Source organism: Aeromonas sp. YN13HZO-058 (genome assembly GCF_001921245.1).
In the GTDB taxonomy this organism is placed as follows: Bacteria; Pseudomonadota; Gammaproteobacteria; order Enterobacterales; family Aeromonadaceae; genus Aeromonas; species Aeromonas allosaccharophila.
Window position 1 is genome coordinate 1 of the sequence record NZ_MQSY01000078.1, and the last position, 12925, is coordinate 12925.

Here is a 12925-nt window from a genome sequence, read left to right on the forward strand (position 1 = left end):
GTGGCATTCGCCATGCGAGAGTAGGACACTGCCAGGCACCCAATACAAGAAACCCCGCTCGATGAGCGGGGTTTTTTATTGACTGCAATTTAGCAAGTAGTCTGATAATTGACCTGTTTTACCCCTGTTTTACCCCTGTTTTACCCCTGTTTTACCCCTGTTTCCCCTGAACTCTTTATCTTCCCTTCTGTTTTACTCATAAAAATCGGCGTTAACGGCGTAAAATGACGCTTTATTTCGTCGGAGATAACCCATGTTTTGCCCAAAATGCGGCGGTCAAACTCTGCTGAGCGTCAGTCAGAAAGAGTTTCGCTGTGGCTGCGGTTTTCATTTTTTCCAGAATGTGGCGACTGCTGTGATGGTGGCGCTTTGCTGGCAGGACGAGGTGCTGGTTGCGGTGCGTGACCGCAATCCGGGCAAGGGGTTGCTGGATCTGCCGGGGGGATTCGTCGATCCCTGCGAGTCGCTGGAGGGGGCATTGGTGCGCGAGTTGCAGGAGGAGCTGGGGCTCGATGTCAGCGGTCAACCTTGCACCTATCTTGGTTCATTCCCCAATATCTATCCCTACGATGGCATCACCTATCACACCTGTGACACCTTTTTCACAATTACGCTGACAGAGAAACCGGTTATCCAGCCCGCCGATGACGTGGCTGATTGTCACTGGATGAAGCTCGATTCGCTCTGCTTTTCCCGTTTCGCTTTCACCTCGACCCGCTCTGCCGTGGCGCTATTGCAGCAGTCTGCTCATTCCTGAACTTGAGGGCCTTCGGGGCCTCTGTTGAGCGCGGATGCCAGAGTTCGCGACTATCCCTGTCCGGTGCTCTCGCCCTTTTTGCCGCCATGCCCCCTCTGCATTGCCCCGGGTGATATAGTCACGGTCAGGATCCCTATTCAAGGAGTTCATCGTGAAGAAGATCATCTACATCTTGCTGGGTCTGGCCGTGGCGGCAGTGGTGGCCATTGTGGCGCTGGTCAGCCTTATCGACCCCAATCAATTCAAGCCCCAACTGGCTGAACAGGTGCGCAAGAGCACGGGCCGCGAACTGGTGATGGCGGGGGAGATTGACTGGCGTTTCTGGCCGAGTCTCGGTCTCTCGCTGGAGCAGGTCGCCCTGCGCAATCCGGACGGTTTTGCCGAGCCTGATCTTGTTCGTTTCGAGCAGGGGGAGGCCTCGGTAGCCCTGTTGCCGCTGTTCTCCCATCGTCTGGAGATCGGCAAGGTGACCCTGAGTGGTGCCCATCTCTTTATCCAGACCAAAGTGGATGGCAGCTCCAATCTGAGCGGCCTGATCAATGACTCAGCGGCTTCAACGGCGACAACAACGAGTGAGCCAGCTAAGCCTGCTGCCGAACCGGTGTCGGCTGGCGAGAGTCAGCCCTGGCAAATCAGCCTGCAGGGTGTCGCGCTCTCCCAAGCCAGTGCGCTGGTACAAGATGATCGCAGTGGTACCTCGTTGCGGCTGGATCGTCTCGATCTCGATATGGGGCAGCTGGCCACCGGCCAGTGGGTGCCCGTGACGTTGGCTGCCAAGGGGAGTGCAGACAAGCTCGCTTTCGATATCAAGGGACAGACCCAGATCAAGCTGGCGCAGGAGACCATGGCCAGCGAACTGAAAGATCTGAGCCTCAGTGGCAGCCTGAGTGACCCGTCCCTGCGACTCGACAGTTTCTCCATCAAGGGGGATCGACTTGCTCTGGGTGAGTGGAGCAATCTCACGCTGGCGCTGAAAGGAGCCAAGGGGGAGGGGCAACAAGCTTCACTGGCTGGCTCGCTGGAGGGTACGTTCAAGGGGCGGCTCGATAAAGAGATGAAGCTGGCCGAGCTCTCCGATGTGCTGCTGACAGCCGCGCTGGAAGGTGATGCGCTGCCGCGCCCGCAAATGAAGCTGAAACTGGCCGGTTTTGCCCGTGCCGAGCTCGACAAGCAGTTGATTACCCTGAGCAAGCTGGTGATGAGTGCTGATGAGGCGCTGCTGAGTGGTGATGGAACCGTGCAGCTTGGTGCTGTTCCCGCGCTCACTTTCGATCTCAAGGGGGAGAAGCTGGATCTCGACAGCTGGCTCGCCAAATCGGCACCTACCACGACAGCACAGGCGAAAGAGAGCAAACCGGTGGCCGGTGCCTCCAATGCCGCGGCAAGTGGCAATAAAGCAGTAAGCGGCAAGAGCGAAGCCCTCTCCGCGGTTGAACCGGAGCTGGGCGTGCTCAAGGGGGGGGATCTGGATGGTCGGCTGCAACTCGGCAGCTTGCGCCTGAAAGGGCTGGATCTCGGTGCTGTCGATCTGCAGGTGGCTCTGGCCAAGGGACTGCTGACGCTCAAACAGTTCAGCGCGACCGTGGCTGGCGGTCAGGTAAACGCGAACGGGGTTCTCGACGCGCGCCAGCAGCCTGCTACCTACAAGGTGCACAAGCAGGTGGCCGGAGTGAACATTCGTCCCTTGCTGCAGACTCTGGCCCAGAGTGATCTGCTGGAGGGCAAGGGCGATCTCGATGTGCAGGTGCAAGGCCGTGGTCTCTCCGCGCTGGCTCTGCGCAACGGGATGCAGGGCAAAGTCACATTGAAGCTGAGCGATGGCGCCCTGCACGGCATCAACCTGCCGGAGATGATCCGCGAGGCGCGGGCCACCCTCACCGGCAAGGGGGCCGAGCAGGTGAAGGAGGCACGCAAGACCGATTTCAGCGCCCTCACCGCCAGTTTCCAGATTGCCGACGGCATCGCCCGCAGCAACGACATCCAGCTCTTTGCCCCGGCCTTGCGGGTCAAGGGGGAGGGGCAGACTGCGCTGGTGCCGGAGAGCCTCGACTTCCTGTTCCTCACCTCCATCGTCGAGAGCAGCAAGGGGCAGGGGGGCAAGGATGTGGACGAGCTGAAGGAGATCACCATTCCGGTGCGGATCGGCGGCCACTGGCAAGCCCCCAGCTACCAGCTCGACGTGAAGGCGCTGCTCAGCAACAACAAGTTGCTGGAGGATAAGGCGCGCAAGGAGGCCGAACGCGGCCTCAAGAAGCTGCTGGGTGACAAGGCCGAAAACGATGCCGTCAAAGGGGTGGCTGACCAGCTGCTCAAGGGACTGTTCAAATAGGTGACGGTTCATATGGGCTGGCGCGAGCCGCGCCAATGCCGTTAGCGGTTGACCGGATGTCAGCGCCATTGAAAAATGGCGCTGACATTTTTTATGGCGCAGTAATCTGTTGCGCCTCCATTCGGAGTCATCTCGAGTTGAACTTATGCGCCTGATCCTGCTGCTCTGCTCACTGATCTGCTACGGCATGGCCTATCCCGTGCTGGCCGGGCCGCTGGCGGATCGTCTGGCTGGCGAGCTGGCCAAGCAGGCTCCCGAACAGGCGCTGCCTCTTGACGAGGTGCAGCGGCTCGACCGTCGCCTGATTGCTCCCGACTCCCTCTATCCCGCCTGGCAGCGTTATCCGCTGCGCCAGTTGCAGGCTATCTATCGCTATCAGCAGGAGTGCGGGACAGAGAATGACTTGCCTGCCGAGTGGCTGCCGCTGCTGCGGGCGCTTTGCGGCCAAGGGGCTGCGCCCTCGACCCGCTGGTTTGCCGCTAACCCCGTCTATCCGCTGGGGGGAAGTAGCGCTGCCCGCTGGTTGGCTCGCCATCCGTCGGCCGGGCTCGACGAGCTGCTCCATGTGCGGGAGCGGCGCGACCGGTTGGGGCAGCTTGGCGAGCTTGATGATGACAACCTCGACGCCCTGCTGCGGGGCGAGCGCTGGCTGCTGCAATCCGGCCAGCTCTGGCTGCTTGCCGATGGGCAGTGGCGTCGCTATGGCACCGGGCAGTGGCAACCGCTGGCCGAGTGGCTCGGGGTGACGCTGGATGGCCGAGTCGATGGCCCCTGTCAGGAGCGGGTCGGCACGCTTTGCATCAACGAGCGCCCAACGCTCCATTGGCAGTGGCTGGCGCTGGCCAGCTATCTTGGTTTCATCCTGCTGCTGGGGTGGGCCAGCTGGCAGCGCTGGCGCCTGCTGCGGGAGCGGCGTGTCGCATTGCAGATGCTGACCCACGAGCTGCGTACTCCCATCATGGCGCTCTCCGGCATCAGCGAGGAGCTGCGCCACGATTTCGACCGGCTGCCCCCTTCCGCCCAGCAGAGCGTGGGGCAACTGCTGGGCAGTGTCGCCCGCCTGCATCAGCTGGCGCAGGCGAGTCGCCACTATCTGGCGGCAGAGACCCTCAAAGATGAGCGGGTGGCAGTCAGTCTGGCCGAGTGGCTCACCCTGGCCTGCGAGCGGCATGGTGCCGCCTTCTGCCTTGAGCGGGAGATGACTCTGGCGCTCCCCTTCTACTGGCTCGACCTTGCCCTCGACAACCTGCTGCGCAACGCCAGCCAGCATGGCCGCGCGCCGGTTCGGATCTGTGTCAGCTGGCAGGCAGGGCGTCTGATCCTCGCGGTCAGCGATGGTGGCGAGTTGCCGGGTTACCGGCTCGCTACCCTGCTGCGCCGCGGTGCCCGTGCCGATGGTTTGGGACTGGGGCTTGCCATCGTGCGCCATCTGCTGCGCCGTCTTGGCGGGCGCCTCACCCTTTCCGGCCCGCCCACCACCTTCACCCTGACGCTGCCCTGCCAACTCTGGAGCGACCCCGAATCATGAAGACCATCCTGCTTGTCGAAGACGAGGCGCTGCTGGCGGAGAACCTGCAACGCTATCTGACCCGCGAGGGGTATCGTTGCCTCTGTTGCGACACCCTGACTGCGGCGGAGCAGCAGTGGCTGGCGGCGGATCTGGTGCTGCTGGATCGCACCATGCCAGAGGGGGATGCCCTCGACTGGCTGCCCCAGTGGCTGGCGCGCAAGGCACTGCCGGTGATCGTGCTGACCGCAAGGGTAGAGGTGAGCGATCGGGTGGCCGGGCTCGATGCGGGGGCGCGCGACTACCTGACCAAGCCCTTCTCCCACGACGAGCTGCTGGCGCGGATCCGTGCTCAGCTGCGCCAGTTGGGGGATGGCACTCAGGCGGTGGGCGGTTTGCAGCTTCATCCCGCCCGGATGCAGGCGAGCTGGCAGGATGCGGAGGTGAGCTTTACCCCTACCGAGTTTGCCCTGCTTACCCTGCTGGTGCGAATGGCGGGGCGGGTGCTCAGCCGGGAGGAGATCCTCAATCGGGTGTGGGGCTATCAGGCGTTCCCCTCCACCCGCACGGTTGATACCCATATTCTGCAACTGCGCCAGAAGCTGCCTGGGCTGGCCATCGAGACGGTGCGCGGCATCGGCTACCGGCTGGAGGTGACAGCGTGAAGCGCGCAACGCTGGCTGGGCTGCGGTTGGCTCTAAGCGTCGGCCTTCTGAACATTGCCCTTCTGAACGTAAGCGGCGTGATGGCAACCGAGCGCCTCTTGGAAACCGAACGCACTGACCCGCTGCAACCGGCTACCCTGGCGCTGTTGCAGGGGGATAACCGGCACGCCTGGCAATCACTGCAGCAGGCATGGTCTGCGCTTAACAGCGATGCCGAGCGCCGTAGCTTGCAGGGGATGCTGGCAGCGCTGAGTGCCCAGCACTGCGGCAAGGATTTCCCGCTGACCTTGCCTGATGGGGTGAGCGAGCTGCGCCTTGAGCTGATCCAGCGCGATGCGCCGCTGCTGCGGGACTATCGGGTGCAGCTGACCGGGGAGGGGCCCATCACAGCCGCTGAACTTATCGATCCCGCTGGCCGCAACCGTTTGGAAGGTGCCCAGTGGGAGGCGGAAGAGAATAAAGGGGTCAGGGTTGTCGGGGCCGATCTGCCGATGCCTTTGCCAGCTGGGCTCTATCAGCTGCGGCTGACGGTGGCGGGCCAGCGCTGGCAGGTGGCGCTGCCGCTGCCTGCGGTGCAGGATCTGGACTGGCTCTCTCGCTCGCCGCAAGCGGTGGCCAATCCCCCCGTCAATCCCGCTTCGTGCACTCCGATCTGGCTTGAGCAGACGGTGCTGGCCCGCCCGCAATACTCCCTGCTCTGGTGGCACCGGATTGCGACTGATGAGCCGGTGAACTGGCCAACCGCTACGCCCGACAGCTGGCGTACCCTCTCGCTGGTGCAGACCAGCCAGCGCGGCCAGCTGGTGTTGCAGCTGAGCCACAGTCAGGCGGGGCCGGTGGACTAATGGATGTCGTGATGGTCAGGTCACCGCAATCCTGACATTGGCCTGACAATCGCAGGCGGCCGATCTGCTGAAATGGCGATTCCCGAGTGTTATCAGGAATCACAAACCATGACCCTTCTTCCCGAATTAGCGAGCCGGATCCGCCCGCTGCTGCTGTTGGCGCCGCTGCTATCTTTGCTCTCACTGCCTGCCGAGGCGCTGACCCTGGCCAACGATCAGTGGCGCATCGAGCTGGATCCCGCCACCCTGGCAGCCGAGGCTGTGCTGCCATCGGGCAAGCACCTTGTCATCTCTGCCCCCGGCCCGCGTCAGCCGGTCACTGCATTGCAGCAGGAGGGGGAGCGTGCCAGCTGGCGCACCCGTGCCGATGGCGAGGTGCGAGCCTCGGCTCGCCTCGAGGGCAACCGGCTGATCCTCACCCTGAACCGCGCGACCTCCGGCGAGCTGGTATGGCCGCGGGTGCCGGCAGGGGCACAGGCGCTGATGCTGCCGATCCACGAGGGTTTTCGCATCCCGGCGACTCATCCCGTGTGGCGCAAGGCGCTGGCGCAGGAGTATCAGGGGATCAACACCACCGAGGATCTCACCCTGCCGCTGGTCGGGCTGGATCACGGCGATCAACAGCTGGCGATCCTCTTTGCCAACCCCTTCAACAACCGGCTCACCTTTGCGCCTAGGAAAGATGGCATTGCCCTGACGGCGACCCATAGCGTCAATCGCCTTAATCAGGCGGCCCCCTATGAGGTCGAGGTGTCGTTGCAGCCGGGCAGTGACTGGCTGGCGGCGGCCAAGGCCTATCGCAGCTGGTTGCAGGAGCGGGGCGAGCTGGTCTCGCTCGAGAGCAAGCTGGCGGCAGTAAAGGATGGCAAGCGGCTGATTGGCGCCTCTCACCTCTACCTCTGGGGCGAGCGACTGCTGGTGCCACAGGATGTGAAGAGCTGGCCCGCGCTGCGCCGCCTGATCCCCGCCGACTGGCTCAAGGGGGAGAGTAAGAGTGCGCTGCAAACGCCCGATCTGGCCCGCAACCGCTATCTGCAAAATCTGGTGCTGGCCGGGGTAGAGCAGGCGCTTGCGCTGCGCCATCCGGGTCAGCAACCGGCTGATTTTGCTGCCCGGCGCACGCTGGCTGCCACGCAACTGGGGGCTGCGCTCAACGAGCCGCAGAGTTGGGGTGATGGCAGCTCGGCCAAGATGATTGATGCTCTCAAGCAGGCTGGACTACCCAGACTCTGGCTGGGTCTGCCCCAGTGGACTGCCGGTTTTGCTGCGCCGCAGGGGATAGCGCTTGCCAAAGAGGCGGGCTATCTCATCGCTCCTTACGACTCTTACGATACCGCGCTGCCTGAGAGGAATAGCCAACAGAGCTGGCTCACCGCCCAGATGGGGCAGGATATCTATCTGCGCTGCGGCATCATGCAGGAGAACGGTCAGCGCAAGAGCGGCTTTCAAAACAGCGGCGTCTACACCAATCAGGCCTGTGCGCGCCCGGTGATGGAGCAGCGCGTGTCCTGGTTGCAGCAGGCGAGCCACTACAACAGCTGGTTCCTCGATGTGGCGGCGACCGGCATGGTGTTTGACGACTTCGACCCGGCCAAACCGACCACTCAGGCACAGGATGCGCAAAACCGCATGGCGGGGATGGCGTGGATTGTCAAGAGTCAGGGTGTGCTGGTGGGCTCTGAGGAGGGCGGCGCGGTAGCCAACCGCACCGCGGCCTTTGCCCACGGCCCCCAGACCAGCAGCTTTGGCTGGCAGGATCCCGATATGCGCCGTAACAAGCGCTCTCCCTACTATCTGGGAGCCTGGTATCCCGACTATCAGCCCGCGTTCTTCTTTCGCCAGAGCCACCTCAAGCCCGGGTATCAGGGGCTCTACTTCGATCCGGCGCTGCGGTTGCCGCTGTTCCAGAGCGTCTTTCACGACAGCATAGTGACCACCCACCACTGGACGATGGATAGCCTCAAGTTCAGGGAGCGCCGTCAGGTGACCGAACTGTTGCAGCAGCTCTACAACGTGCCGCCGCTGCTCAATCTCAGTCTGGATAGCGCCAGCGCGCGCATTCCCTATCTCAAGGGGCTCGATGCCTTCTTCCGCCCACTGCATGAGCGGCTCTACAACCAGCCCCTCACCGGTTTTCGCTGGCTCGACAAACGAGGAGTAGTGCAGCAGAGCGAGTTTGCCGATGGCACTCGACTGATAGCCAACTTCGGCCCGGCCACCGAGCTGGCAGGGATAAAACTGGCCGCTCAAAGCGTGCTGGCGCTGCTGCCCGATGGCAGCCAGCAGCAGTTTGTCTCGCAACCGGATGGGGTGCGTTGACACAGGTTTCGGTTAGTTTGCCGCTTACAGAAGTGAATGGGGGCAGAGTGATTCCGCCCCCCTTTAACCAGCCTTACTCGTAGACTGAATTGGCTGCCAGTAGCTGATCTGCAAAGGTGAAAATCTCATCTATCGAGGAGATAGGATGTCGGGTCTCTTTCTTGTCAGCGTCAAATAAACCGATATATTTCTGCTTTGCATTGAAATGCAAACGGCATAACGGCTTGCGATTATTATCGTCGAGGAGAATACCAAAATAGCTTTGGGTATCTCTTGCCGAGATTCTTGTTACATCAAATCGCTGTCTCAGAATTGCCTTGACGACATTAAAGCCTTCCATTTCTTCAATCGTTGTATCGACCTTTGATTTTTCCTCGCTACTGCCTTCGGTATTATTGTTGTCACTTGATGGATTACTATCAAATGCCGGTTGGATCGTTGAGGAGCTGACACTGCCACCAATCGCAGACTTCAATCTGGCATTGATGCTGTCATTCAGGAATTGGCTGAGTGCCTTCTTGGTGATGTCGGTAAAGGACTGTTTGACCTTTGCAGTCAGTACACCGTCATAGATTCTGGATGCAAAGAACTTAACAAAGTCTTCTTCCGGTGAGGCAAATTGTTCGGCTAGCAACTTTTTGATCTGGCTGAGGTACTTCAGTTCACCAGCCGCATCGACCACAGAATCAACATCGAAAGAGGTTTTGGTTAGTTTCAATACCTCAGGCACTATGTGTTCATCAATGTCTTCCAGATCGAGCGTCAAAAATGGTTTTTCGTCCATTTTGTTTGGTGCATCAAGATCTGTGTAGAACTCATATTGTGCCCCATTGGTCAGAATGCCGATTCGAGCGTTGGTAACTGAAAAATAGCGAAAGAGTTGACCAGAGTGCTTGGCCGAGAGTTTTTCACTGTATTTTTTGCACTCAACCAGAATTTGCACTTGGCCATCTTTGAGAATGGCGTAGTCAACCTTTTCCCCTTTTTTGATGCCTGTATCTGCGGTGAATTCCGGAATCACCTCCGTAGGATCAAACACATCATAACCAAGCACACGATTGAGAAATGGCATGACAAATGCGTTTTTGGTTGCTTCTTCAGTGGTGATCATCGATGACTGTTGAGCAATCTTTTTGGCGAGACTCTGTAGCTGCTCTGAAAAATCCATTGTTTCCTCTCTGCGCTGGGACTGGAATTGTTTGGTTGATATTCACCCGTCATATCTGGCCAAAATCAGGTGAAGTCATAGACACGGCTTATCTCTGCGTATATTCGGCAAAGTGCCATACGATTCCAAGGTTGGTATGCCTGAAACAGGATCCAGCTCACCGCTATTGAGTTTCATATGAAGAAAATATGAGCTTGTAGCTGATGTTTATATTAGAAAGGGGTGCCAAAGCGCCCCTTTCTCGTTGATCCTGCGGTATTTTATTTCACTCCCCCAGCAGGGTTTGCCAGACGGCGAGCACATGGCTGCGCTCAGTCTGCAGCTGATCGTCGCTCACCTTGCGGGAGATCTCCGAGAGGTTGAGGCGATGGCCGAGGTTGCGGATCTCCAGATAGGCGTGCTTCAGCCCCTCCGCCTGCTCCAGCGTCAGTACCCCTGCCATGACGCACTCATCGAAGATACGCACGTTATCGGACCAGCGGGTGAGGGCATCGGGTTCGCCACAGGCGTGGGCCAGCACCAGATACTGGGCGATAAACTCGATATCCACCATGCCGCCGGGTGACTGCTTGAGGTCGAACTCGCCAGCCCCCGCCTTGAGCAGGTGATCCCGCATCTTGTGGCGCATCTCGCGCACCTCGCGGGCCAGGGTCGGCAGATCCCGCTCCTTAGCCAGCACATCGCGGCGGATGCGGGCAAACTCGGCAACAATGGCATCATCGCCATAGATGGGGCGAGCCCGCACCAGCGCCTGATGCTCCCAGGTCCACGCCTCGTTTTGCTGATACTGCTCATAGGCCGACAGCGACGAGACCAGCAGGCCGGAGTCGCCGGAGGGGCGCAGCCGCATATCGATCTCGTAGAGGATGCCGGAGGGAGTGCGGGTGCTGAACAGGTGCAGGATCCGCTGGGCCAGACGCAGGTAGAACTGGCGGCTGTCGATGGGTTTGCGCCCGTCGGTATAGCTGTTGGGGTCGCCACCGTGCAGGAACACCAGATCGAGATCCGAGCCGTAACCGAGCTCGATGCCGCCCAGCTTGCCGTAGGCCACCACCGCAAAGCCGCGCTGGCCGCTCACCGCTACCTCGGGCGGTACCCCGTAGCGTTCACTCATCTGGGCCCAGGCTTGATTGACCACCTCTTCGGTGATCGCCTCCGCCAGCCAGGTGAGGTGGTCGCTCACCTTCATCAGCGGCAGGGCGCCGGCGATGTCGGCCGCCACGATGCGCAGCAGCTGCACCTGTTTGAATTGGCGCAGCGCCTCCATTTGCTGCTCCACGTCCTCTTCGGGGATGCGCAGCAGGAACTGGCGCAGCTGGGGTTTGTACTGATCGAGCGGGGTGGGGTGATAGAGGTGCTGGGGATCGAGCAGCTCGTCCAGCAGGATTGGGTAGCGAGCCAGCTGCTCGCTCACCAGATGGCTGGCGTCGCACAGCCGCACCAGCTGGCGCAGGGCGCCCGGGTTTTCCGCCAGCAGTTGCAGATAGGCGCTGCGGGTGAAGATGCGGGTCAGCAGCTCACAGACCCGCTCGAACAGGCGGGCGGGCGGCTCGCTGGCGATCACCAGTCGCAGCAGCTCCGGCATTAGCCAGTCCAGCGCGATGCGCCCCTGCGGCCCTACCTGACGGCGCTTGTACTCCTCCTTGAAACGCAGCAGGGCGGTGCAGAGCGGGGCGGGCTCGGCCACCCCCTGCGCGCTCAGCAGTTTTTCCAGCTCGGCGGCGTCGAGCTCGGTGCGCCAGAGATCGAGCCAGAGCTGTTCCAGATGGGCGGGTGCCTCTTTTTCTTCCCCCACCACGGCGGCGAACTCCTGATGGACGGCGGCCATCTCCTCATCGAGATGGGCCATGAAGGCGCCCCAGTCAGCAAAACCGAGGGCAGCGATCAGCCGCTGGCGATCCCGCTCCTCGGTGGGCAGGGTCTGGGTCTGCTGATCGCCGATCTCCTGCAAGATGTTTTCGACCCGGCGCAGGAAGCGATAGGCATTCAGCAAGCGGTCGCAATGGGCGGATTCGAGGGCGCCACATTGGGCGATGGCGGCCAGCGCCTCCGGCAGGTGACGCACCCGCAGCGCCGGTTCGCGCCCGCCGCGAATGAGTTGCAGCGCCTGGGCGATAAACTCCACCTCGCGAATACCGCCAGCCCCCAGCTTGATGTTGCCCTCCAGCCCCTTGCGGCGCACCTCGGCGGCGATCATCGCCTTCATCTGGCGCAGGCCGTCGATAACGCCAAAGTCGATATAGCGGCGAAACACGAAGGGGCGCAGCATCTCGGCCAGCTCGACCGCGTGCTCGCATTGGGGGCCCAGTACCCGTGCCTTGACCATGGCGTAGCGCTCCCAGTTGCGGCCGTGGTGCTGGTAGTAATCCTCCATGGCGGCAAAGGAGATGGCCAGCGGCCCCGCATCGCCAAAGGGGCGTAAGCGCATATCGACCCGGAATACCTGACCATCCTGAGTGGGTTGGTGGAGGGCGTTGATGATGCGTTGGCCCAGCTTGATGAAGAACTGCTGGTTGGCGAGTTCGCGCCGTCCGCCGACCGTGTAGCCGTTCTCGGGGAAGGTGAAGATAAGGTCGATATCCGAGGAGAAGTTGAGCTCGCCACCGCCAAGCTTGCCCATACCGAGGATCAGCAGCGGCTGCGGGTTGCCGTTGCCGTCCATCGGGGTGCCCAGCTCGCCGCACTGCTTGGCGTAGAGCCAGTCGCGGGCGGAGCAGATCAGCGTATCCGCCAGTTTGGTGAGGTGGATAAAGCTCTCTTCCACCTCGGCATGGCCCAGCAGCTCGCGCCAAGCGATCACCAGCATGCGGCTGCGGCGGAACTGGCGCAGGATACGCTTGAGCGCCTCTTCATCACTCACCTCGGCGAGCAGGGAGGTCAAATCCTGCTGGTAGGCGGGCCAGCGTTCGGTTCGTTCGAGATCCCCGGAGGCGAGCAGCTCGGTCAGCAACTCTGGCTGTTTGAAGAGAGAGTCGGCGACAAAATCGGAGAGGCCGAGCAGGGTCAGCAGGGTGTGGCGCACCGGCTCGGGAAGGTTGCCATAATCGGGGGCCAGCTCGGTCAGTCGCAGCCACTGACGTTCGGCCTGTTCTTGCAGCAAGGGTGGGAAAGAGGTGATTGATGCACAGAGAGAAGCTGAATGCTGGGCCACGGTTGCCGTCCTTGTGGTTCACGACAGCTGGTTAACGACACGGGGTTAACGGAAACTGCCGGTTCAAAATGGTGGCTGCCAATCTAGCACTGTCAGGCCCCCGCGTCACAGCACAGGGGCGAGAAGCATGATCCGGCGGGAATTATCGGCGGTCAGTTATTCAGGTGCGCTGGTAGATTGTGGG

The 12925-nt window shown here is 61.2% G+C and carries 8 protein-coding genes; 6 read left to right on the plus strand and 2 right to left on the minus strand.

What is annotated here, in order from left to right:
• Window positions 1-253 precede the first annotated feature (253 nt).
• The 6 genes from BSP75_RS19740 to BSP75_RS19765 all read left to right on the plus strand — a co-directional run bounded on the left by BSP75_RS19740 (window position 254) and on the right by BSP75_RS19765 (window position 8422).
• Window positions 254-757: an NUDIX domain-containing protein gene (locus BSP75_RS19740; protein WP_075114338.1), complete on the plus strand. Its 504-nt coding sequence runs from the start codon at window positions 254-256 to the stop codon at window positions 755-757.
• Between the two features lie 151 nt (window positions 758-908).
• The gene (locus BSP75_RS19745) at window positions 909-3086 is read left to right on the plus strand and encodes an AsmA family protein (RefSeq protein WP_075114339.1); all 2178 of its coding nucleotides are present in this window, start codon (window positions 909-911) and stop codon (window positions 3084-3086) included.
• A gap of 145 nt (window positions 3087-3231) precedes the next feature.
• Window positions 3232-4614: a DUF3404 domain-containing protein gene (locus BSP75_RS19750; protein ID WP_075114340.1), complete on the plus strand. Its 1383-nt coding sequence runs from the start codon at window positions 3232-3234 to the stop codon at window positions 4612-4614.
• Window positions 4611-5258, plus strand: coding sequence for a response regulator transcription factor (locus BSP75_RS19755; protein WP_075114341.1), 648 nt, complete (start codon window positions 4611-4613; stop codon window positions 5256-5258). The genes BSP75_RS19750 and BSP75_RS19755 overlap by 4 nt, the downstream gene beginning before the upstream one ends.
• A complete protein-coding gene (locus BSP75_RS19760; RefSeq protein ID WP_075114342.1) occupies window positions 5255-6103 on the plus strand; it encodes a DUF2861 family protein in 849 nt (282 codons plus the stop codon). The genes BSP75_RS19755 and BSP75_RS19760 overlap by 4 nt, the downstream gene beginning before the upstream one ends.
• A 108-nt stretch (window positions 6104-6211) precedes the next feature.
• Window positions 6212-8422, plus strand: a complete 2211-nt coding sequence (locus BSP75_RS19765; RefSeq protein WP_075114343.1) for a glycoside hydrolase — start codon at window positions 6212-6214, stop codon at window positions 8420-8422.
• Window positions 8423-8495: 73 nt separating this feature from the next.
• Here the strand turns inward: BSP75_RS19765 and BSP75_RS19770 are convergent, their stop codons facing one another.
• Window positions 8496-9590, minus strand: a complete 1095-nt coding sequence (locus tag BSP75_RS19770; protein WP_075114344.1) for a type I restriction endonuclease — start codon at window positions 9588-9590, stop codon at window positions 8496-8498.
• Window positions 9591-9855: 265 nt separating this feature from the next.
• Window positions 9856-12741 (minus strand): bifunctional [glutamate--ammonia ligase]-adenylyl-L-tyrosine phosphorylase/[glutamate--ammonia-ligase] adenylyltransferase, encoded by a 2886-nt coding sequence (gene glnE / locus BSP75_RS19775; protein WP_075114345.1) that lies wholly within the window; start codon window positions 12739-12741, stop codon window positions 9856-9858.
• Window positions 12742-12925 lie beyond the last annotated feature (184 nt).